Below are 22867 nucleotides of genomic sequence, written 5' to 3'. Positions count from 1 at the left end.
ATACTCCCAATATTTGGGTTGGACTTTCGCATATTGACATTTCTGGTGCAACGCTCGCGAAGCGTTTTCCGCCCGGTGGTCTCTTCCCTGGCCCCGCTCCCGCGCCGAAACGATCCGATGGCGCGGTCGGCCGACACTAGATAGTACCGGGGGCAGGAGGGGCCGGGCGGCAGCATCCATGGATGTCCTGCACCGTGCGGATTGACATTATCCGTCCCATTTTGTAATTCACGTTCCCACAATATAGTAAGAATCGCAAGCGGCACCGGTCGTGACGGGTCGACTTTGACGGTATGGACGGAGGAAGGCCAATGAAATCCCGTATGATGGGAACAATGTGCCGCGCGTTGCCGGCCGTTTCCGCCCCGCTCAGAGGATCATTGAGCGTGGTCCTGCTCGCCCTTGGCCTGCTGACCGCACCGGCAGCGGCGACACCGATCGACCGCCAGGCCCTGGTCACGCGCCACAATGTGACCCTGACCGCCATCGACCGGCATGCGCCGGTGATGCTGGGGAATGGCGATATCGGCTTCACGGCCGACATCACGGGGCTTCAGACCTTTCCGGAGCGTTATTCAGAGCAGGCGCCTTTACTGACCATGGCGCAATGGGCCTGGCACAGCTTCCCCAATCCGCAGAATTATACAGAGGCCAGCGGCGTGATCGCGGTGGAGGTTCCCGGCCGGGGGCCCCGTCCCTATGCCTGGATGAAATCCTGGGCGGACGCGGAAGCGAACCCCGCCTATACTTGGCTGCGGGCCAATCCGCACCGTTTCTCCCTGGGTCGCATCGCTCTGGCCGGCGGCGACGGCCGACCGCTGGATTTCGCCAAGGTCACAGCCCCCATCCAGACCCTGGATTTGTGGACCGGAACGCTGACCAGCCGCTTCACCTATGACGGGCAGCCGGTGGAGGTGGTGACGCGTGTTCACCCCATACTGGACGCCGTCGCCGTGGACGTGCGGTCGCCCCTGGTGGCAGCGGGCAGGCTGGCCGCCCTGGTCCGTTATCCCGGCGTCAATCCGGCCATCAATCCCGACCCGTCAGACTGGACCCGGCGCGGCACGACCGTGCGACAGGTCGAGCTGCCGGGTGCCGTTACCCTGAAACGCACCATCGACGAAACAATCTATTATTCCCGCATCGCCGGTGGTCGCATCCATGGGCAAAGCGATGACAGTTTCCTTGTGAAAAACATGCCGGGTGATCCCGGCAAGGCCGACCGGTTGAGTTTCACGGTGGATTATGCGCAGCGGCCGGTGGGCGGCACACTACCCACCACCGAAGAGACGGCCCAGGCCGTGACCGGGCACTGGAACGCCTTCTGGACCAAGGGTGGTGCCGTCGATTTCTCCGGCTCGACCGATCCACGCGCCGCGGAGCTGGAACGCCGTGTGGTGCTGTCGCAGTATCTGTCGGCTGTGAATGGTGCCGGCGCGTTGCCGCCGCAGGAAGAGGGCCTGTTTTCCAACAGCTGGTACGGCAAGTTCCATCTGGAGATGCACCCCTGGCATTCCGCCTGGCAGGCCATGTGGGGCCATGCCGACCTGTTGGAGCGCAGCCTGCCCTGGTATCTGGGCAATCTCGACAATGCCCGCGCCGAAGCGGCGCGTCATGGCGTGAAGGGGGCCTGGTGGCCCAAGATGACGGGGCCGGAGGGGCGCAACAGCCCCAGCCTGGTTTCCCCCTTCATCATGTGGCAGCAGCCGCACCCGATCCTGCTGGCCGAGCTGGTCTGGCGCGCCGATCCGCGCGAGGCGACGCTCGACCGGTATGGCGCGCTGGTCGACGCCACGGCCGATCTACTGGCCTCCTGGCCGCTGGATCGCGGCGGGCGGTTGGATCTGGGGCCGCCGCTGATCCCGGCGCAGGAGAATTATGACCCGCTGACCACGACCAACCCGACCTTCGAGGTTGAGTATTTCCGCTGGGCGCTGTCCATCGCCCAGACCTGGCGGGAACGGCAAGGCCAGGCGCGCAATCCCGATTGGGATCGGGCCCTGACCCGCATCGCGCCGCCTTCCATGCGCGACGGCCTTTATCTGCCCACCGAGAATACGCCGGATTTCTGGACAAACGCCATGTCGGCGGCCTGCCGCAAGCATGCCGCGCAACCCCAATGCAAGAACCGCGACCATCCCTCCTTCCTGATGGCCTATAGTTTCATCGCCGGCGCGCGGATCGACCCGGATATCATGCGCCGTACCTTCGAGGCGGTGGAGACCAGTTGGGATATCCGCCAGACCTGGGGATGGGATTTCCCGATGATGGCCATGACAGCCGCCCGCCTGGGCAGGCCGGACAAGGCTGTGGACTGGCTGTTCGCCGACCTGAAGAACAATCAGTGGGGCCCGACCGGCATGACGCCGCGGGTCCATCTGGACGAACATGCCGACGAACTGGTGCCCGCCTCGGCCGGGGCCGGCGGCGTCGCCATGGCGGTCAACCCTGACGGTGCCGGCTATCGCCGCGCGGCGGAGACCTATTTCCCGTCCAACGGCTCGCTGCTCTGGGCCGTGGCCCTGATGGCGGCGGGCTGGGAAGGATCGACCGGGCATGCGCCCGGATTCCCCAAGGATGGCTGGACCGTCCGCGTCGAAGGCCTGAAGCCTGCGCCCTGACCGGCGACAGACCAACAGAGGAACGCTGCCATGACCATCACTTCCCGCCGCGCCGCGCTGAAGGCGCTGCTGGCCGCCCCCGCCGCCATAGGGATCACCGCCGGCCCGGCCAACGCCGCCGCGTGCCAGTATGTCCCGTCGAACGCGCCCCTGCCCCCGCCCGGTCAGGTGCCCGCCTGGCCCGCACCCAACACGGCCCCGCCATCGACCCAGACGGCCCCGCCGCCGCCGCGTCCGCAGTGGGATGGACCGGTTCCGACCGAATGGGTCGATGCGAAGACCGGCCACCGCATCCGGCGCGTCACCCCGGATGGCGGCGGCAAGCCCTATTTCTACAAGAACATGTTCCTGCCTGGCCGCGATGGCCGCGCCGACCGCATGGTCATCACCACGCCCGCCGGCATCACCCTGGTCGATCTGAAGACCTGGGCGCATGATGTGCTGATCCCTGGCCGCGAGGCCGACCTGATGTTCACAGGCCGCCTGGGCCGCAATGTCTATTATTCGGTCACGCAGGCGTCGGAAGCCCAGTTGATGGACCGGGCCAAGACCCTGTTCTCCATCGATGCCGATACGCGCAAAGTGCGTCAGATCGGCAAGATCCCAAACGGAAACGTCAATTCGGTGAATGCCGACGAAACCCTGCTGCTGGGCTTTGTCGCCTACGATAGCCAGCCGTTGCAGCCGACCGTCCATGATCCGCGCAACCGGCGCTTCGATCAGGCGGAATATGCGGCCAACGGGCCGGATGGAAAGCCGCTGAACTTCGCCCGCGCCAAGGGGGTGCGGATGCTGCAGCGCTGGGCGGCGCGCTATCCGATGGAGATTTTCGTCATCGATATTGCGACGGGCGAACGCCGCGTGATTCACAAGACCAATGAATGGATCGGCCATACCCAGTTCTCACCCACCGATCCCCAGCGCCTGATCTTCTGCCACGAGGGGCCCTGGCATCGCGTGGACCGGATGTGGACGATGAAGGCCGACGGGTCCGACCTGCGCAAGACGCACCAGCGGACCATGAATTTCGAGATTTTCGGGCATGAATGGTTCAGCCCGGATGGAAAGCAGGTCCATTACGACCTGCAGACCCCGCGCGGACAGGTGTTCTGGGTCGCCTCGGTCGATCTGGAAACGGGCAAGCGCCTCTATCGCCGGGTCGACCAGAATGACTGGTCTGTGCATTACAACGCCTCGCCGGATGGGACGCTGTTCGCGGGCGACGGGGGTGACGGCGACATGGTCGCCCATGCGCCCGATGGCAAATGGATCGTGCTGCTGCGCCCGGAATCCATTGTCGATGACGACCCTTCCAGCGACAAGGACGATCAGATCTCCGTCGACTATCTGCGGTCGCAGCGGCTGGTCGATCTGTCCAACCATGATTACCGGCTGGAACCCAATCTGGCCTTCACCCCTGACGGTCAATGGATCGTGTTCGTGTCCAACATGCATGGACCGAACCATGTTTATGCCGTCGAGGTTGCGCGCACCTGACCCAAAAGACGAAGCCGGTCGCGGCGCCATTGCCCTGGACCCTCGCGGCGGAGGGTCCAGGATACTGGTTTACAAAGACAAATTTAGTTGTATGACAAATTTTTCCAAAAGCCTTCACGGCCAGTTGCAATATGCGGAACTCTGTCACATTATGTGGCACGTCGTGCTTCAATATGTATGACAACGTTTCAAAAAATGAAACCGGTGCTGCTGACGCATCGGCAGGGGAGACTTGAGAATGCGATCACTGAACACCCGCACCCTGTGCGCCATTGGCGTTTCTCTGACCGCTCTGGGCGGCGCCTTTTCGGCATCGGCCCAATCGGCGGCACCGGCCCCAGCGGAATCGACCGAAAAGTTCGAACTTGAAGAGATCATTGTCACCGGTTTCCGCTCCAGTCTTCAGCAGGCGCTGAATATCAAGCGCAGTGAGGCGGGCGCCGTGGACGCCATCCTGGCCGAAGACATCGCCGACTTCCCCGACCAGAATCTGGCTGAAGCCATCCAGCGCCTGCCCGGCGTGACCATCGACCGCGTCAACGGCCAGGGCACAACCATCTCGGTTCGCGGCCTGGGCGCGGACTTCACCCGTACCCGCATCAACGGGCTGGAGGCGCAGGCGGCGGCCGGCGGCAACCGCAACCGCAGCTTCGACTTCTCGATGTTCGCGTCGGAACTGTTCAACTCCATCAAGGTCCGCAAGACCCAGTCGGCGGAGATCGAGGAAGGCTCGCTGGGGGCGACCGTCGATCTGCAGACCGGCCGTCCTCTGGACTTCCGCGCCGCCGGCCTCAACGCTGCCGCGTCGGTCCAGGCTTCGTACAACGACCTGTCGGAGAAGGCCATTCCGCGCACGGCGGGCCTGTTGAGCTGGTCGAACGAGGAACAGACGTTCGGCGCCCTGTTCTCGGTGGCCTATTCGGAGCGCAAGCCCATCCTGGGCAGCTTCAACACCACCCGCTGGCAGTCCGGCAACGCCGCCCAGGCCTATCGCACGGGCCAGAATTTCGCGAACTGCATTCCCTGCACGACGCCCGAGAAGCGCACGGAAGCGCTGAACGCCTTCTATCCGCGTATCCCGCGCTACACGCTGGGCCAGACGTCGGAAGACCGGCTGGGCATGACCGGCGCCGTGCAGTGGCGGCCGGGCGATGACACCGAAGTGGTGTTGGACATGCTGTGGTCCCGCTTCAACAGCGAGACCGAAAGCCCGAATATCGAGGCCTGGTCGTTCAGCCGCGCCGCCGTCAACAATGTGGTGCTGCGCGACTATGCGGTCGACCCGACGAAGAACATCCTGTCCTACGGCGTGTTCGACAATATGCTGGTCCGGGCGGAAAACGGGTTCACCCGGAACGAAAACAACTTCTACCAGGGCTCGATCAACGCCACGCATGACTTCTCCGACAAGCTGCATGGCAGCCTGAAGCTCGGCATGAACCGTTCCGAGGCGCGCACGCCGCTCAACGTGGCCTACGCATTCGAGGCCAGCGGTATCAACGGCTACACGATCGATTTCCGCGACAATGACCGCCAGCCGCTGATCAATTACGGGTTCGACGTCACCTCGGGCCAGCGTTTCACCCTGGTCAATGCCACGCGCAGCAATGGCGGCGGCAATTTCGATAACAAGGTCGCGGCCGGCTCGCTGGCCTATGACTGGTCACCGTCGCTGACGTTCAAGGTGGGCGGCGAACACCGCACCTATGGGTTTGAAACCTTCGGTCTGGCGCGGGCCACCACGACGCCGGCCGGGGCCGATCGCCTGACGGGTGTCGATTCCATCGGCCGGGTCGTCAGCATCGACGGCTATGTCAATGCGCCCGCCGGTTCCAACCTGTCCTTCATCGTTCCCGATATCAACAAGATCGCGAACTTCCTCAGCATCTACAACAACCCGCTGGTCTCGAACCGCAGCGAGCGTGAGGTCGATGAGACGGACAACGGCGCCTACGTCCAGACCGATTTCAACACCGAGATTTCCGACATGACGCTGCGCGGCAATGTCGGCATCCGCTATGCCCGGACGGACGTCACGGCCAAGGGCTGGCAATCGGTGGCTCAGGGCGGAACGACGACATATAATTATGTCACGACCAAGAATGACTATGACGATATCCTGCCTTCGTTCAACCTGGCGCTGGAACCCACCGATGAACTGGTTGTCCGCATGGGTGCCGCCAAGGTCATGTCGCGTCCGACGCTGGGCGATCTGACACCGGGCGGCAGCGTCGCGCCCACGACGCGCACAGTCTCCTACGGCAATCCGCTGCTCAATCCGTTCCGCGCCACCAATTACGATCTGTCGGTGGAATGGTATTTCGGAAAGGAAGGCCTGCTGGCTGGCGCCGTTTTCTATAAGGATATCGACAGCTTCATTACGTCTGTCACCGAAGGCATTGTCTGGAACCGGCTGGGCCTGCCCGACGATCTGCTGCAGGGGGCGGCCCAGCCGTCGGACGTGTTCCAGGTCACCCGCCGGCTCAATGGTGCTGGCGGCCGCCTGCACGGGGTGGAGATCCAGTATCAGCAGCCCTTCACCTTCCTGCCGGACTTCTGGGCGAATTTCGGCTTCATCGGCAATGTCACCTATGTCGACTCCAAGGTCAGCTATGGCACGGCCGGTAAGAACCGCCTGACAGGCCAGTCGAAATACACGGCCAACGCCACCCTTTATTATGAGGATGGCCCGTTCAAGGCCCGCGTTTCGGCAGCCCACCGCGGCAAGTACCTGACGGCCTTCCCCGGTGCGAACGGTAATTCGGAAGCGGGCGTGAACAGCACGACCAATTTCGACGCAACGATGTCCTACGACGTCACGGAAAGCATCAGTGTCTCGCTGGAAGCCATCAACCTGACCGACGAATATGTCGACAGCTATGTCGACATCACGGATCGCGTTCAGGATTACCGGCATACCGGGCGCGAGATCGCCGTCGGCGTTCGCTGGAAATACTGATCCCTCCTCCCATTGCAAGCCTCCCGCAGGCCCGGAGCGTTCGTCGCTCCGGGCCTTTTTTTTCGGCGTCGGAAAAAAGGCCCCGTGCGCGGGGTCGCACGGGGCCTTTGGTTGGGTGGATGCAGCAGATTACAGGCCAGTGATACCGGTGGAGGCCGTCACCTTGGGTCCTGTGCCGTCCAGCGTGTCGATGTCGCAATCGACGAAGCGCCAGTTCTTGGCATTGGCGATGGACCCGGCCTCGCGCACATCCCAGTTCAGGCGTTCGAAGACGAAATCCTCCAGCGGGGCCTCGGGATAGGCAGCGGCCTCAAAGCCGATCTTGCCCCCGATGGCGCGGATGTCGGACATGCGCACGTCGCGGATGCGCGGAATGCCCTGTGCGCGTGGAACCGGCTTGGCCAGGGCCGACCAATAGTCCGGCGGATTGGTGATCCCGGCTGGGATCTGGGCATAGGAATAGTTGGGATACCAGTTCAGATTGATCCGCATCAGGGTCGCCACGTCCTGCAAATGGACGTCATGGATGCGGATATTGGAGATCGCGCCGCCGCGCGTATGGCCGGACTTGAAGAAGATGCCCAACGGCACCGGGTATTCGATCCGCAGGCCCGAGACCTCGATATCCTGGAACCCGCCGGAGGTTTCCGACCCGAAGGTCATGCCGGCCAGGGCGTCACGCACCACGCAATCGCACACCTTGACCTCGCGACAGGGCCGCGCGACCCGCAACCCGTCCCAATCGCGCCCGGCCTTGATGCACAGGGCATCGTCATTGACCGACAGGTCGCAGCGTTCGACCAGCACGCGCTCGGAGGAATCAATATCGACACCGTCGGTGGAGGGGCCGCGCCCGCCGATATTGTTGCGGATGATCAGGTCGGCCACCTTCACATCGCGTGAATAGCAGACATGGACAGTCCAGAAGCCCGACCGCATCAGGGTCAGGCCCGAGACCTCGACCCGGTCGGACTCATAGATATGGATCAGGCGCGGACGGCGGCAGTCATAATCCGCAGCCCAGCGCAGGCTTTTGGGATCATAGTCGCGGCGCAAGGCCCAGTAGCTGTCCCAGAAGATCTTGCCATCGCCGTCAACCGTGCCCTCCCCGCTGATGCGGGCATTGCTCTGCTGATAGATGTTCAGAAGGCCGGCCGGCCATTCCATCTCAATCCCCGCCACGCGCGTGCGCACCATGGGATAGGCGGCGAGATCGGTCACACCGCGCAGCGTCGCGCCACGGCCGATATGCAGGGTCACGTTCGACTTCACGAAGATCGACCCGGAACGGTAGATACCGGGCTTCAGCACCACGGTTCCGCCGCCGGCGGCCGACGCCGCGTCGATGGCGGCCTGGATGGCCCGCGTCTGCGCCGCTTCCCCGTCCGGCACGGCACCGTAATTGGCCGCGTCGAAGACGCGACCGGTTTCCTGCGCCCAGGCAGGCGCCATGACGGGGGCGATGGCGCTGACGGCGCCCAGGCGCAACAGGGTACGACGGTGCATGAAGGGCGTCCTCGCTTGACGGGGCCTGCGCCGGTCCGGAACCAAACGCAATTTATTCCCACATTCTGTTCTTTCATCTCATGATAGGGGACGATATGCTGAAGTCAAGGCGATGCCGTGCCCGACGGCAACCCGTTGCAAGCAATGGACACCGGTTTCCCTCGCGGTGGAAGACCAGCCACTGCAGCCCATGTATCAGGCGCGAGGTCAATCGCGTCGCTGGAGGAAGATATGTTCTGGCGCTCCCCCCACCGCATCGCGCACCTGTCTCTCGCCGTCGCCCTGATGGCCACAACCGCCCTGGCCGGGCCGGCATCCGCCCAAACACCGGCGCTGGCCCCCGGCCTGGAGCAGGTCTGGCTGGAAGCGACGCCGCGTCCCGTCCTGAACACCGACCCGAAGATCCTGCCCGCACGCGCCGATGCCATGGCGGCCATCGACTATGTCGCGGCCAGCCAGATCAGGGCCATGGCGAGTGAGCCCATTGCCCTGTCCACGGGCAGCAATCTCAGCCAGATGTCCTCCAACTGGGTGGCGGCGACCTTCTATATCGGGGCGGCGCGGCTGGCCAGGGTGTCGCAGAACCTGCAGACCTTGCGCTTCCTGACGGCGGTCGCTGAGCATTACAATTACAGCGTCCGCGGCGCCCGGTCGGGCCCGACCATGCTGAACGCCGACGATATCGCGATCGGCGATCTCTATCAGGAGCTTTACGCCCGGCGCGGACAGGAAGGGACGCTGATGCCCCTGCGCCAACGGTTGGACTGGCAGGTGCCGCATCTGAACCGCGCGACGGAGACGCCGCAACTGATCTGGTGGTGGGCCGACGCGCTCTATATGGCGCCGCCGGTGTTCGCGCGCATGTCGGCCATCACCGGCGATCCGAAATATCTGGCCGCCGCCGACAAGGAATGGCGGCGCACCGCTGCCCGCCTCTGGGTTCCCGAACAGCGCCTGTTCCTGCGTGACGAACGCTTCAAGGATGAGAACCACCGCAATGTTCGCGGTGAGCATATCTACTGGTCGCGTGGCAATGGCTGGGTCATGGGCGGTCTGGCGCGCTGGCTGGAATCCGTGCCGGCCGATTTCGCGGGGCGCGATTTCTATACCGGCATTTTCCGCCAGATGGCGGGCCGGGTCATCGGGCTGCAGCGCGCCGACGGGCTGTGGCCGGCCAGCCTGCTCGATCCCGAGGCCTTTCCTCAGGCGGAGACATCGGGATCGGTCTTCTATGTCTATGCGCTGGCCTGGGGGATCAACCATGGTCTGCTGGACCGGGCCACATATCTGCCGCATGTGACGCGCGGCTGGGCGGCGCTGAACCGCCATGTCCTGCCCAACGGCCTGATCGGCGCCACGCAGAAGACCGGCGACATGCCGGTGGCCACCGATCCCCGCGATGTCGGGCTCTATACGACGGGCACCTATATCCTGGCCGGGCTGGAAATCGCCGATCTGAACGGCCCGGTGCAGCCACTTCCCCAGCCGGAGCCGAAGCGGGATACGGCGGAGATCATCGCGGCCACCACGCCGACGCCACCGGCCCCCGTCACCGTGGTGGGGCCGGAGGAGATGCGCCGCCGCGAGGCAGAGATGCGGGCAACCCGCGCCCTGTCCTACGACCCCGCCCAGTTGAAGCGTCCCTCCACGATCGAACCGCTGGCCCCACCGCCCGCCGATCAGCAGAAGCCGCGTGCCGTGGTGCGGTTCGCGCCCGACCGGCTGGACGATCTGCTGTGGGAAAATGACCGGGTCGCCCACCGGATCTATGGTCCGGCCCTGGAATCGCGCGAGGCGCCATCCGGCTCGGGCATCGATGCCTGGGCCAAGCGCGTGCGCTGGCCCTTCATGGACCGGCAGCTGAAATTCCCCAACTATCACGTCGATCGCGGCGAGGGGCTGGATTATTACGATGTCGGCCGGGGACGTGGGGCCGGCGGGCTGGGCATCTGGCATGACAACAAACTATGGACCAGCCGCAACTTCTCCACCTATCGCATCGAGGCGACCGGCAGCGACGAGGCCCGGTTCAGCGTTGATTACCGGCCCTGGCCCGTCGATGTGGCCCGCAAAGTGTGGGAGACGCGCAGCTTCAGCCTGCCACTGGGCGCCAGCTTCACACGCATGACCTCGACGCTGAACTCCGACACGGCCGAACCGCTGCTGGTTGGGATCGGCATTTCCAAGCGCAAGAACGAAAATGGCAGCGGCTTCGTCACCCGCGACAAGGAGAATGGCCGCCTGATGTTCTGGGAGCCGGACAATGCCGAGCATGGCGGCATGGGGATCGCCATCCTGGTCGATCCGGCCATGGTGGAGGGCTTTACGGAGGATGCGGACAATTACCTGATCCTGGTGCGTGCTACGCCCGGCCGGCCCTTCACCTATTACATGGGATCGGCCTGGGATCGCGGCCTGGATTTCCCCAACCGTGCCGCCTGGGAATCCTTCGTCCAGAGTCAGAAGCTCAAATTCTAACCAGAGGACTCTGCGTATAGCCGGACACACATTGGGGAGCAGGTCAGTCCTTTGGCGGCTGATTGATCTTGAAAAGCCTTTCCGCGTTGGTCTGGAAGAATTTCCGCTTCACCTCCAGAGGCATGTCCATGGCGTCCAAGGCCATGACCTCCTCCACCGGGCACTGATAGGGATAATCCATGGCGTAGAGCACGCGATCCTCGCCCATCACCTTCTGCGTGAACTTGATGGCCTCTTCCCAGGCCACACCGGAATTGGTGATGTGGAAATGTTCGCGCAGATAGGTGGACACTTTGCCCTTCTTCAGCGGCTTCATGCATTCATAGCGGCCCGTGCGCACGCCGGCCCCATGCATGAAATCCAGGCGGTAAAGCCAGAAGGGCAAAGCCTCGCCCATATGGCCGATGATGATCTGAAGCTTGGGGAAGCGGTCGAGCGCGCCGGACGTGATCATGCGCAGGGCATGCATGCCAGTTTCCACGCCGAAGCCGAAGATCGCCCCGTCCAGTCCGGCCGCCAGCAGCGGCCCGATCATGGATGCTGGCGGCGTATTGGGATGGATATAGAGGGGGACATCCATCGCCTCGATGGCTTCCAGCACCTCGTGGAACTTGGGATTATCCAGATAGTCGCCCAGGATGTGGCTGTTGATCAGCACACCGGACAGGCCCAGCCTGCCGATGGCACGTTCCACCTCCCGCGCCGCCGCCTTGGGGTTCTGCGGGGCACAGGCGGCCATGCCGCTGAAGCGGGTGGGGTATTTGGCGATGGCCTCGGCCAGCCGGTCATTGGCCGTCTCGGCCACCATGGTGGCCCGGTCGGCATTGCGGATGACGTTGGTGCCGGGCGCGGTCAGGCCCAGGATCTGGCGGTCGATGCCGCGTTCATCCATATGGGCAATACGCTGCTCGCCCAGATCCATCAGGGCATTGGCCACGAAGCGCGGCCGTTCGGCCGGATGGTCCAGATAATAGCCGATCAGGCTGAGGAAGCCCGGATCGACATCCGGTGCCGCCAGTTCCTCACGGAAGGCCGCGATCAGTTCGGGTGTGGTGAAGGCTTCCTCAGTCGCGATGCGCAGATAGCCCTGGGCGCCGCCGGTCTTGGGCATGGTCATGGATCGACCCCTGTCTTCAATGCTGATGGATGGTCTTGGTGACAAGGCAGGCGGCTAGACCCTCCGGCCCATCCTCCGACCCGTGGCCGCTTTCCTTGACGCCGCCAAAGGGCGCGTCAGAGGCGGCGAGTGCGGTGGTGTTGATACCCACCATGCCAGCCTCAATCGCATCGCCGATCAGGTTGGCGCGGCGCGCATTCTCCGTAAACGCGAAGGAGGCCAGGCCGTAAGGCAGGCGGTTGGCCTGTTCCACCGCCTCGTCCAGGGTGGCGAAGGGCGTGGCGATGACCACGGGGCCGAACGGTTCCTCGTTCATGATACGGGCTGTGTTGGGGACATCTGACAAAACCGTCGGCTGCCAGAAGAAGCCCTTGCCCGCGATGGCCTCCCCACCCGTGCGGATGCGGGCGCCATGGCCGACGGCATCCTGGATCAGGTCGGCGATGGCGGCCGGGCGGCGCGGGTTGGCCATGGGCCCCATATTGGTGTTGGGCGCCAGACCGTCGCCGACCTTCATCTGCGCCATGCGCTTGGCATAGGCCTCGACGAACCGCTCATAGATGCCTTCCTGGATATAGAACCGGGTGGGGGAGACGCAGACCTGACCGGCATTGCGCACCTTGCTGTTGGCCAGCATCTCCACGGTGCGGTCGAAATCGCAATCGTCGAAGATGATCACCGGCGCATGCCCGCCCAGTTCCAGGGTCGTCACCTTCATCGTGTCGGCGCACAGCCGCATCAGATGCTTGCCGACGGTCGTCGATCCCGTGAAGCTCAGCTTGCGGATGATCGGGCTGGCCAGCAGGTGGCGCGACACCTCATCCGGGATGCCGAACACCAGTTGCACGACATCGGACGGGCAGCCGGCATCGATCAGCGCCTGCACCACGGCCATGGCCGAGGCCGGGGCCTCCTCCGCCGGTTTCAGGATGACGGAGCAGCCGGCGGCGATGGGCGCGCCCAGCTTGCGGCCCGGATTATGGACCGGGAAGTTCCAGGGGGCGAAGGCCGCCACCGGCCCCACCGGCACCTTCATCACCAGCGAGCGCTGACCCGCCGGGCGCACCAGCACGCGGCCATAGACCCGGCGCGCTTCTTCTGCATAGAAGTCGAACAGGCCGGCGCAGGCGATGGTCTCGATCCGCGTTTCGGCCAGGGTCTTGCCTTCCTCCCGCGTGGCGTTGCGGGCGATCAGGTCGGCGCGTTCGCGCAGCAGCCGGGCGGCATCGCGCAGCACGCGGGCCCGTTCATCGACGGATGTCTTGCTCCAACTGCGGAAACCACGGTCGGCGGCGGCCAAGGCCCGGTCCAGATCAGGGGCATCGGCCAGCGGCAACTCGCCCAGCGTCTCACCGTTGGCCGGGTTGATGACGGTGTGGATGCGGTCGGCCCGCAGAATCCATTCGCCATCGATATACATGCCGAGTTTGGGATAGTCGGCAGAAGTCTGGTCAACCAAAATTGATCCTTTCGGTCGCACGAAGGGGAGATCAGGCGGCGCTGGCCCGGGCCGGTGCCCAATTGCCATGCAGCCCCTGACGGATGCGGAAGGGCAGGCCGATGGTCGCGATGGGACCGGCCGCCAGGTTGAGGGCGTTGAACAGCAACAGGCGGGAGGCGTGCTCCACCAGCCGGTTCTCGATCACCACGATGTAGCCGTCGCCCTCGGCACGGGAGCCGGGGCGGGGAATGAAGGCCGGTTCCTGGAAGGAAGAGGTGGAGCCGACCCAATAGGTATCGGTCTCCCCGGTCTCCAGGTCGATGCGGCCGAGCGTGTTCATCATCAGGCCCGAGGCGCTGCGCCCGCCCGGCAGGTCCACGGGCTTGGTCATGTCCTGGACAAGCTGCCAGCCATAACGGTTCTTCACGCCGGCGAACCGGTCGTCGATGCGGGGGAATTCACCGACAAGATCGGCCAGCGGCGCCATATGGATGTCGTCGCTGTTGGCGCTCATATCGACGGTCCAGCGCGTCATGGTCGCGGCGGCCTCATGCGGCTGGAACGGGGCCCCTTCGGTATCGGGGAAGAAGGGGAACATGTTGCCCTTGGCCATGGGCACATCGAAATGCACCTTCGTGCCGTCCTCATGCGCATTCATGACGTGGCTGGCAAAGCAGGTGGGGGCGGAGAACCAGCGGATATCCGCCGCCCCGCCCTTGCGCGGCAACACACCCAGATGCACGGGCCGTCCCCGGTCGAAACCGAAATGCGGCAAACCGGCCTTCAGACGGTCCCAGGACCCGACGATGGGCACCACATGGAAGACGACGTAATTCTCGGTGAACCCGAAATCGTGCATCATGCAGTAATAGGGGATCTCGAACCAGACCTCGTTGGTGATCTGCCCGTCGGCGCTGATCGTGTAATAGACCATGTCGCGGGTACACAAGCCCTTGGCGGCATAGCCGAAGCTCAGCATCTCACCCGTGCGCGTGTCGATCTTGGGATGGGCCGAGAAGGTCTGTGAGGTCATGGCCCCGCCGAAATCATAGGTCGGGTCCAGTGTTTCCAGCGTTTCCGGGTCCATGATCACGGGCGGGCTGTCCTCCTTCAGGGCGAACAGCTTGCCGGCATGGACAAGGACATTGGTATTGGCGGTGCCGCGCACCTCGCCCTGCACACTGGCATCATCGGTCAGGGGGTTGCGGTAGGCACCGAACAGGGCCCGTCCCGCCTTGCGTTCCAATGTGAACTTGTCGGTGCGGACCCAGCGCTGCTGCAGGCCGACATTGCCGTCCTTGAACCGGAACCGTGTCACCATGCCATCGCCATTGAACCAGATATCGTCGCCGGCCAGCGGCGGGAATTGCGGGTCCGGGGCCACGCGGTAGAAGCTGCCATCCAGGTCAGCGGGAACGGCGCCATCCAGCACGGGCAGATCATGGACATCCGCCTCCACCCCCGACGGGGCGAAGAAGCCGGTGAAGTTGGGCGTATTGGGAAACTTCATGATAGGCCCCTTGCACGGAAAGTTTCAGGACGGATGGTCATGGGCGATCCTCCGCCGCGATGGCGCGGGCGGCCAGCCCGTAATGCAGGGCCGCCCAAGCATAGAGACCGATGCTGGCCAATAGCGCGCTGCGCACCCCGATGGCCGAGGCGGCGGCCGCGTCGGGAATGCCCGAGGCGCTTGCGAACAGATCGCTGAGCAGGCCCAGCAGCGGCGGACCGAAACCCACCCCCACCATGGTGGAAACGAAGAAATAGACGAAGGCCGCCGTGGTCCGCTGCTGCGGTGCCACCATGTTCTGGAAGGCGACCAGCGTCGGCACCGAATGGAAGAACAGGAACACCCCGGCAATGGTGATCAGGGTCACCGCCGCGACATGGTTGTTCAGCCCATAGCCCGCCAGATAGAGCGGCACGCTGATGGTGATGCCCAGGCAAGGCAGCAGCGCGTACCAACGCTTGCCGCGGCGGGCAATGAAATCAATGCCGAAGCCCCCCAGGCTCATGCCCGCCGTCGATGCCGTCGTGCTGATGATCGCCACATAGAAGGCGGTGGTGGTCAGGGGCAATTCATGGACCCGCATGAAGAAGGGTGCCGTGAAGGCCCCGCCCGCGAACAAGGCCATGCTGGCCAGCGCCAGACCGGCCAGCATGTGGCGGAAGGCCGGGCGGCGGAACATCTGTGCGAACACGTCGCGCGTGCGCGGCGGGGTAGCGGTGGGGGCGGCGACATTGCCCCCGGCCAGCCGGTCGCTATGCCCGCGCGGCGGGTCCCGCAGCAACAGGCGGAACAGCAGCGCCACCACCAGCCCCGGCGCGCAGACCAGCATCAGGGCCGCGCGCCAGCCATAATCCCGCGCCAGCCAGGCCGCCACGACGGAGCCCAGCAAGGCCCCCACCGGGGCGCCCAGCCGCATGACGGTCAGGGCGAAACCCCTGCGGTGCGGCGGGAAATGATCACCGATCAGCGAGGTGCTGGGCGCCTGCACCCCGGCCTCCCCGATGCCGACGCCGATGCGGCACAGGAACAGCGCCCAGATATTGGTGGCCATGCCGCAGAGCAGGCTCATCAGCGAGAAGATGGCGACGGAGACGGAAATGATGGTGACGCGGTCACGCCGTTCGGCCAGCCGGGCGATGGGCAGGCCCAGGGTGGAATAAAGAATGGCGAACGCCAGCCCGCCCAGCAGCCCGAACTGGAAATCGGTCAGCCCCAGATCCTTCTTGATCGGTTCCGCCAATGTCTGGACGATGACCCGGTCGACATAGGCAAAGGCCGATACCAGCAGGATCAACACCAGCAAGGTCGCACGGTAACCGCGCCCGAACAGCGGATCATCGGCGGCCTTCTGTACCGGAGAGGTCATAGTGGCTCCACTTTCTTAACCGGGAGAGAGGGGGAGGTCTGGCGACCTCCCCTTGCTGGATCAGAAAGAGAAGCGGAAGCCGGCCTTGAAGGTGCGGCCGATGCTGTCATAGAGGACAGGGTTGGTCACACCGAAGCTGGACGGCAGGTCGTTGGGCGGATCGCGGTCGAACAGATTGTTGACGATGCCGAACAACTGCACCTTGGTGTCGTTGAAGGTCAGGTCATACTGGGCATTCAGGTTGAACAGCCAATAATCACCGACATAATTGTCGCTGATGCTGTTCGCTGCTGTCGCGGTGTAACCCGACTGGTGCGGACCGATCAGGGTCGCGTTGTAAACACCGCGCGAAACATAGCGTGATGTCAGGGTGCCGCTGAAATCACCCTGGCTGTAGGTGGCGCTCAGCGTGCCGGTAAAGGTCGGCAGGCCCGACGGCTGTGACGTCGGGGCGCCATTCATGCCGGCCCGGTTGACCGAGGCGCCGGTGGCATCGATGGTGATCAGATCGAACAGATAGGTGCCCAGGGCGCGCAGGGTCAGGTCCCCCTCCCCCAGCGCGAGCTTGTAACGGGCCTCGATATCGACGCCGCGGGTCTTCAGCGTGTTCAGGTTCAGGTTGGCATTGTTGACGCTGGTGATGGTGCCCGCCGCGTTGCGGGTGATCAGGGCGCACAGATCGGCGGCACCGGCATTGCAGCGGTTGATGATGATCTGCCCGCCCAGGGTGGTGATGGCACCATCCAGGCTGATATCGAAATAATCGGCGGAGAATTGCAGATCGTCGATCGGGGTGATGACGGCACCGCCCGTCCAGGTCTTGGCGATTTCCGGGCGCAGTTTGGTATTGCCGCTCAACACGACGGATGTCAGGGCGCTGCCGCCGGTGCGCGGGTCAGTCAGGAACTGGAAGCTGGTGCTGGCCGGGGCGTTCAGTTCGAAGAAGTTGGGTGCCCGGATGTCACGCGACCGGGTACCGCGCACCCGCAGGAAATCCGTGGGTTCCCAGGACAGGCCGGCCTTCCAGCTCCACACCGAGCCGCTGGTCGAATAATCGGTCAGGCGGACGCCGCCATTGACCGACAGGCTTTCGGCCAACGGGACGGATTTCAGCAACGGCACGCCCAGTTCGGCATAGCCTTCCTTCACCTTGATATCGGGGCCGGCGATGGACTGGCCGGAACTGGTGATGAAGCGCAGGGCCGATGACAGCGGATCGGCACTGCCGGCCACGCTTTCCACACGGTATTCGGCACCCGTGGCGAAGGATACCGGGCCGGCGGGCAGCTCCGCGACGGTGCCGGAGATGTTGGCCGACGCCACCTGCTGGATCAGGTGTGTCTTCTGCCAGGCCGTGCCATAGGCATAGGCAACGGCCTCGGGCGAGAAGCGATCCTCACCAAACAGGTTCAGCGGCTTGCACCCCGCCACCAGCGGGTTGGTCGGCGTTGTCAGGGTCGACCGGCAGACGATATTGCCGTTGGCGACACCGTTCTGGAACAAGCCCTGATCGACCGCATCCACCGCGCGGGCGAAATTGTCGGTGATCTGGGTGTTACGGGTTTCCTGTTCGTAATTGGTGCGGCCATACTGGTAATAGGCGTCCCACTGCCAGCTGTCGCTGAGATCGCCACGGGCACCGGAGACGAGGCGATAGGTCTCGCGCTCCACCTCCGCCACCGGCGGGCCGATATCGTTGGAGACGCGACCGAAGGAGAAGCTGGTCTGGTTGGCCGCCACCAGTTGCGCGCGCAGGGCCGCCGGAAGATAGGCATTGTCGCGCTGGATGGTGATATTGCCGGTATTGCGGGCCGAGGCTCCGGTGGTTTCCGCGTTCGCCCGGCCATAGGAGGCCTCCATGAACAGTTCGACACTGTCACTGGCCTGATACTTGGCATGCATCATGCCGGAATAACGCTCGACCGGCGCCAGCAAGGGGAAATTGTTGTAGAAACCGTTCACCGGGTCAGCACTGCCACCCGACTGGAACAGGCCACCATTGGAGAAGGCGGGACCGGTGGCATAATAGGTGCCGTAATCATGGTTGAAATAGCTGCCGTCGGGGCGGAATTCAATGCCGCGCAGCACGCCGGTCGTGATCAGGCCATTGAAGGAAGACGTTGCCGTGCGGGCATTGGGCAGCAGGATTTGACGCGCCAGCCCGTTGGTCTGCGGCGTGGGGTTGGAAATGGCATTGTAGCTTTCGGCGCACCAGTCGCGGCTGTAGCAGTCGCCCATGCCCTTGTTGTTGGAATATTCGCCACCGATCACGATATGGCCGCGGCCATCGGCGAAATCGGTGCCGCCGGCCAGGGTGGCATAGAGTTCGCGATTGTCATCCTCCTGCGACAGGCCATACTGCACGCTGCCGCGCACGCCTTGCAGACTGGTATTCAGGATGACATTGACGACGCCGGCAACCGCATCGGAGCCATAGGCTGCGGAGGCACCGCCGGTGACCACTTCGCTTCGTTCGATCAGGACGGTCGGGATCAGGTTCAGGTCAACGGAACCGGACGGGGAATTGCCGCTGCCGGCGATGGTGCTGGCGACGAAGCGGCGGCCATTGACCAGAACCAGCGTGCGCTGGGCACCCAGGCCGCGCAGGTCGGCCAGATTGGCACCGGCATTGCTGGAGAAGATGCCGACGGTCGCCGGGGTCGATTGCGGCCGGAAGGAAGGCAGGGTGTTCAACAGGTCGGCGACATTGGACACGCCCTGGCGCTGTAATTCCACCTCGCCCACCACTGTCACCGGGGTCGGTGTCGCGAAGCCGGTGACAGGCAGGCGCGTGCCGGTCACGATGATCTCTTCAAGTGCGTCCAGCGTCTGCGGCGGTGTGGCGGCACTTTCCTGTGCGGCGGCGGGATTGGCCAGAACGGCAAGGACAGCCAGGGTGCTGGCGCCGGTCAGCCGGTGTGCTGTTGAATGCCTCATGTGGATTTCCTCCCCCTGCGCTGCGCCGGACAGTTACGGGCACGGCGGCGCATACGCTTGTTGATTTATCAATGATATCATTGATAGCTCAATGATGTGAGCTTTGGCAAGCGGAGATCGGCGGAATCCACTACCCGTTTCCCGCCCAGCTCCCGGCTGGCGTTGCCTGACGGAGTGCGGATGGACATGCGTGAATGCCGACAATTTATTACATTGAATTTATTGAATATTTTTTTATTCTTTCCGCCCATCGGACGCATTTGATGGTATGCGATCCGCTTATCCGCTGCTACTGAATTCACGATCCACACGACCTTCCCGCCGCGGCAGGCCGGCTTTCCGTTTTCGAACCGGATCGGCGGTGTTTGGCGGTGTCGATTTTGCCGGCGATCGCCAGAATACCCCCGCTTTACGCATTGACAGCCGGACCATAATATTGATCATTCAATGATTATCGCAATAAGACAGCGAGTCGTGTCGCGTCTGGGGGCTGTCGCACCGGCTGGTGGACGGGACAGCTGTCACAATCACGGTCGCCCGTGACCCCGCGGATGGCCGAGGGAGAGAAATCAATGGAAGTCCGTTTTCCCGATATCCCGGCCTATCAGGGTTGGGCCAAGCCGCTGCGCCTGGAATCAACGGTCGAGGCATTGGAACTGATCGAAGGGGCGGTACCGGCCAGCCTGGACGGCACCTGGTACCGGGCAGGACCCGACCGGCAATATCCGCCCATGCTGGGTACCGACATCTTCATCGATGGCGAGGGCATGGCCCATATGTTCCGCATCAAGGATGGCGCCGTCTCCTACCGCAGCCGCTGGGTCCGCAATGATCGCTATATCGCCCAAGCCAAAGCCGGCCGGTCCTTGTTCGGCCTCTACCGCAACCGCTTCACCGACGACCCGTCCGTCAAGGGTGTCAGCGGCGGCACGGCCAATACCAATGTGATCTTCCATGATGGCCGCCTTCTGGTGCTGAAGGAGGATGATCTGCCGTTCGAGGTGGACCGCGACACGCTGGACCCGATCGGGCGCTATGATTTCGGCGGCAGGGTCCGGGCCACCTCCCTGACGGCGCATCCGAAATGGTACCCGGACGACGGCCGGCTGCTGACCTATTCCTATCAGGCGCGGGGTGACGGGACGCGGGACATCGTCTTCTACGATATCGATGATCAGGGCCGCATCCTGGACGAAATCTGGTTCGAGATGCCCTATGCCTCCCTGGTCCATGATTTCGCGGTGACAGCGCACTGGGCCATTTTCCCCTTCATGCCGCTGATCACGGATGTGGAAAATCTGAAGCGGGGCGGCACCTTCTATCAGTGGCATCCCGATGAACAGGTTGTGGTGGCCCTGGTGAAGCGGGGTGGCACGCGCGACGATATCCGCTGGTTCCGCGGGCCGGCCGGCTGTCTCAGCCATATGATGAATGCCTGGGAAGAGGGCGATACCGTCCATCTGGACGCCTGCTATTATGATGGCAATTGCTTCCCGTTCTTCCCCACGCCGGATGGGCAGCATGTCGAAGGCTGCCCGCCCTTCCTGTCGCGCCTCAGCTTCGATCTGACCAGCAATGGCGACGTGTTCCAGCGGCGGCGGATCATCAATACGCCGGGCGAGATGCCGCGCACCGATGACCGTTATCAGGGACAGGAATGCCGCCATGGTTTCCTGATCGTGGGGCGCGGGCCGGACGGATCGTCCGCCATCGGCCGCGTCGATCTGCGCAGCGGGGAGATGACGCGCTGGCAACCGGGTCCCGGCGCCTCCGTCCATGAACCGCAATTCGTGGCCCGTTATCCGGGTGCGCCGGAGGGGGATGGCTGGCTGCTGGTCATCGTCAACCGGCTGGACACCAATCTCAGCGAGTTGGCGATCCTGGATGCACAGGATGTGGCGGCGGGCCCGGTGGCCCGGCTCTATATGCCGATGCGGGTGCGGACCACCTTCCATGGCACCTGGGTGCCAGGAGAGGCGCTGCGCAGCCGGTGAAGGCGAGCCCGGTCTGGCGGCAGATACCCGCCAGACCGGGAAACCTCACGCCACGGCGGGCTTTGCGGCCGGTGCGCCGTCGCGGCGGATCGGCTTCAGCAGCAGGACCAGCAGGGCCACGGCAACCGGCGGGATGGCGATCATGGCCAGCGTCACATCCAGCGTGAAGGACGATGCCAGGGCCAGCCCGCCGAACAGCGGCGCGATGATGCCGCCGATACGGCCGGCACCGCCGGCCCAGCCCAGGCCCGTGCTGCGCAGGGCCGTGGGGTAGATCTGGGTCATCAGCATGTTCAGCCCCGCCTGACCGCCCGCCTGACAGAAGCTCCAGCAGACCAGCAGCAGCACGAAGCCCACAGTGCCGAACGGTACATGCCCCATGAGGATCAGGGTGGCCGCTATGCCGACATAATAAAGCGGGATCAACCGGGTCGCCCCGATCCGGTCCATCAGGAAACCGATGGTCACGGTACCGATCATGCCGCCGATGAACCCGGTCATGGACACGATGGCGAAACGCTGGATCGTGATGCCACCCATTTCCTGGAAGAAGGTGGGCAGCCAGGCCGCCAGCAGCGCGATATTGCCCATGGACAGGACACAGGCGGCGAACAGGATGGCGCTGGTACGGGCGCGCCCGTCGCGGAACACATCAATGACATGGGCCTTCACCTTCTTGCCACCCGTCTCCGCCGTCACGAACCGCTCCTCCCCGGTCAGGACCAGATGGCGGTCCATCCAGCGGATGGTGCGGGCGATGGCGGGGTGGCCGGGGTCACGGCCGACGCGGTAGGTCAGCGATTCCGGCAGGAACAGCACCAGCACCGGCACCAGGGCCAGCGGCATCAGCCCGCCCAGCCAGAAGCCGCTTTCCCAGCCATAATGCGGGACCAGCAGGGCGATGGCGGCACCGGCCGCACTGCCGGCGCTGTAGCCCGCGATACCGATGGCGATGAACAGCGAGCGCCAGCGCTTGGGCGTGAATTCCGCCAGCAGCGCCATGGTGGTCGGCACCACGCTGGCCAGGAACAGGCCCGACAGGCCGCGCAGGACGGCCACCATCATCAGCGAGGTGGAGAAGACGGTGATCGTGGTCAGCAGGCCGAAAATGACGAAGGCGATGACCAGCATCCGCTTGCGCCCGTAATAGTCGGACAGCGGACTGATCACGAAGGCGCCAATGGCCAGCCCGGTCTGCTGCAGCACGAAGACGATGGTCATGCTGGCCGGTGTCGTACCGAAATCCCCGGCGATGGCGGGTGCAATCTTGCCCACCATGAAGATGTCGAAACCATCGATGAACATGGCCAGCGTGGTCAGCAGCAGCACAAGGCATTGCGGCAGGCCGATCTTGCGCTGGTCGATGAAGTTCTGGACGTCGAACGCCGACATGAAGCGCCACTCCCTCCCTCAAGGGTGCCGGACATGATCCGGCGATATT

The 22867-nt window shown here is 64.1% G+C and carries 12 protein-coding genes; 5 read left to right on the top strand and 7 right to left on the bottom strand.

Annotated features, from left to right (window positions below):
- Positions 1-386 precede the first annotated feature (386 nt).
- The 3 genes from AC1Q7F_RS24190 (at position 387) to AC1Q7F_RS24180 (ending at position 7077) form a co-directional block, all read left to right on the top strand.
- Positions 387-2621 (top strand): hypothetical protein, encoded by a 2235-nt coding sequence (locus tag AC1Q7F_RS24190; protein ID WP_492511102.1) that lies wholly within the window; start codon positions 387-389, stop codon positions 2619-2621.
- Positions 2622-2651: 30 nt separating this feature from the next.
- Positions 2652-4118, top strand: coding sequence for an oligogalacturonate lyase family protein (locus AC1Q7F_RS24185; protein ID WP_492511101.1), 1467 nt, complete (start codon positions 2652-2654; stop codon positions 4116-4118).
- A 238-nt stretch (positions 4119-4356) separates the two neighbouring features.
- Complete coding sequence (locus tag AC1Q7F_RS24180) at positions 4357-7077, top strand: TonB-dependent receptor (protein WP_492511100.1); 2721 nt, start codon at positions 4357-4359, stop codon at positions 7075-7077.
- Positions 7078-7206: 129 nt separating this feature from the next.
- On the opposite strand, the gene AC1Q7F_RS24175 is transcribed toward AC1Q7F_RS24180, so the two are convergent.
- Positions 7207-8583, bottom strand: a complete 1377-nt coding sequence (locus tag AC1Q7F_RS24175) for a glycoside hydrolase family 28 protein (RefSeq protein WP_492511099.1) — start codon at positions 8581-8583, stop codon at positions 7207-7209.
- A gap of 231 nt (positions 8584-8814) precedes the next feature.
- Between AC1Q7F_RS24175 and AC1Q7F_RS24170 the strand changes: the two genes are divergently transcribed.
- Positions 8815-11061, top strand: a complete 2247-nt coding sequence (locus AC1Q7F_RS24170; RefSeq protein ID WP_492511098.1) for a glycoside hydrolase family 88 protein — start codon at positions 8815-8817, stop codon at positions 11059-11061.
- 43 nt (positions 11062-11104) lie between these two features.
- Here AC1Q7F_RS24170 and AC1Q7F_RS24165 read toward each other — a convergent pair whose 3' ends face one another.
- From AC1Q7F_RS24165 to AC1Q7F_RS24145, 5 genes are read right to left on the bottom strand one after another with little or no spacing between them, the layout of a single operon-like run.
- Positions 11105-12178, bottom strand: a complete 1074-nt coding sequence (locus AC1Q7F_RS24165) for an amidohydrolase family protein (protein WP_492511097.1) — start codon at positions 12176-12178, stop codon at positions 11105-11107.
- A 16-nt stretch (positions 12179-12194) separates the two neighbouring features.
- The gene (locus tag AC1Q7F_RS24160) at positions 12195-13637 is read right to left on the bottom strand and encodes an NAD-dependent succinate-semialdehyde dehydrogenase (protein ID WP_492511096.1); all 1443 of its coding nucleotides are present in this window, start codon (positions 13635-13637) and stop codon (positions 12195-12197) included.
- 31 nt (positions 13638-13668) lie between these two features.
- Positions 13669-15129, bottom strand: a complete 1461-nt coding sequence (locus AC1Q7F_RS24155; protein ID WP_492511095.1) for a carotenoid oxygenase family protein — start codon at positions 15127-15129, stop codon at positions 13669-13671.
- 37 nt (positions 15130-15166) lie between these two features.
- On the bottom strand, positions 15167-16495 hold the full coding sequence (locus tag AC1Q7F_RS24150) for a spinster family MFS transporter (RefSeq protein ID WP_492511094.1): 1329 nt from the start codon (positions 16493-16495) through the stop codon (positions 15167-15169).
- 60 nt (positions 16496-16555) lie between these two features.
- Positions 16556-19432, bottom strand: coding sequence for a TonB-dependent receptor (locus AC1Q7F_RS24145; RefSeq protein WP_492511093.1), 2877 nt, complete (start codon positions 19430-19432; stop codon positions 16556-16558).
- Positions 19433-20004: 572 nt separating this feature from the next.
- Here AC1Q7F_RS24145 and AC1Q7F_RS24140 point away from each other — a divergent pair.
- The gene (locus AC1Q7F_RS24140; RefSeq protein ID WP_492511092.1) at positions 20005-21426 is read left to right on the top strand and encodes a carotenoid oxygenase family protein; all 1422 of its coding nucleotides are present in this window, start codon (positions 20005-20007) and stop codon (positions 21424-21426) included.
- 45 nt (positions 21427-21471) lie between these two features.
- On the opposite strand, the gene AC1Q7F_RS24135 is transcribed toward AC1Q7F_RS24140, so the two are convergent.
- Positions 21472-22818, bottom strand: coding sequence for an MFS transporter (locus tag AC1Q7F_RS24135; protein WP_492511091.1), 1347 nt, complete (start codon positions 22816-22818; stop codon positions 21472-21474).
- Positions 22819-22867: the final 49 nt, after the last annotated feature.

Source organism: Niveispirillum sp. GW835-FHT14G11 (genome assembly GCF_058793615.1).
Note: the sequence above shows the minus strand (reverse complement) of the source record. Positions and strands in the feature narration are given on the sequence as shown.

Bases quoted from the DNA above. Each gene is read 5' to 3' on its own strand.
- AC1Q7F_RS24185 (WP_492511101.1), top strand. From the start codon at position 2,652: ATGACCATCACTTCCCGCCGCGCCGCGCTGAAGGCGCTGCTGGCCGCC.
- AC1Q7F_RS24180 (WP_492511100.1), top strand. From the start codon at position 4,357: ATGCGATCACTGAACACCCGCACCCTGTGCGCCATTGGCGTTTCTCTG.
- AC1Q7F_RS24175 (WP_492511099.1), bottom strand. From the start codon at position 8,583: ATGCACCGTCGTACCCTGTTGCGCCTGGGCGCCGTCAGCGCCATCGCC.
- AC1Q7F_RS24170 (WP_492511098.1), top strand. From the start codon at position 8,815: ATGTTCTGGCGCTCCCCCCACCGCATCGCGCACCTGTCTCTCGCCGTC.
- AC1Q7F_RS24165 (WP_492511097.1), bottom strand. From the start codon at position 12,178: ATGACCATGCCCAAGACCGGCGGCGCCCAGGGCTATCTGCGCATCGCG.
- AC1Q7F_RS24155 (WP_492511095.1), bottom strand. From the start codon at position 15,129: ATGAAGTTTCCCAATACGCCCAACTTCACCGGCTTCTTCGCCCCGTCG.
- AC1Q7F_RS24150 (WP_492511094.1), bottom strand. From the start codon at position 16,495: ATGACCTCTCCGGTACAGAAGGCCGCCGATGATCCGCTGTTCGGGCGC.
- AC1Q7F_RS24145 (WP_492511093.1), bottom strand. From the start codon at position 19,432: ATGAGGCATTCAACAGCACACCGGCTGACCGGCGCCAGCACCCTGGCT.
- AC1Q7F_RS24140 (WP_492511092.1), top strand. From the start codon at position 20,005: ATGGAAGTCCGTTTTCCCGATATCCCGGCCTATCAGGGTTGGGCCAAG.
- AC1Q7F_RS24135 (WP_492511091.1), bottom strand. From the start codon at position 22,818: ATGTCGGCGTTCGACGTCCAGAACTTCATCGACCAGCGCAAGATCGGC.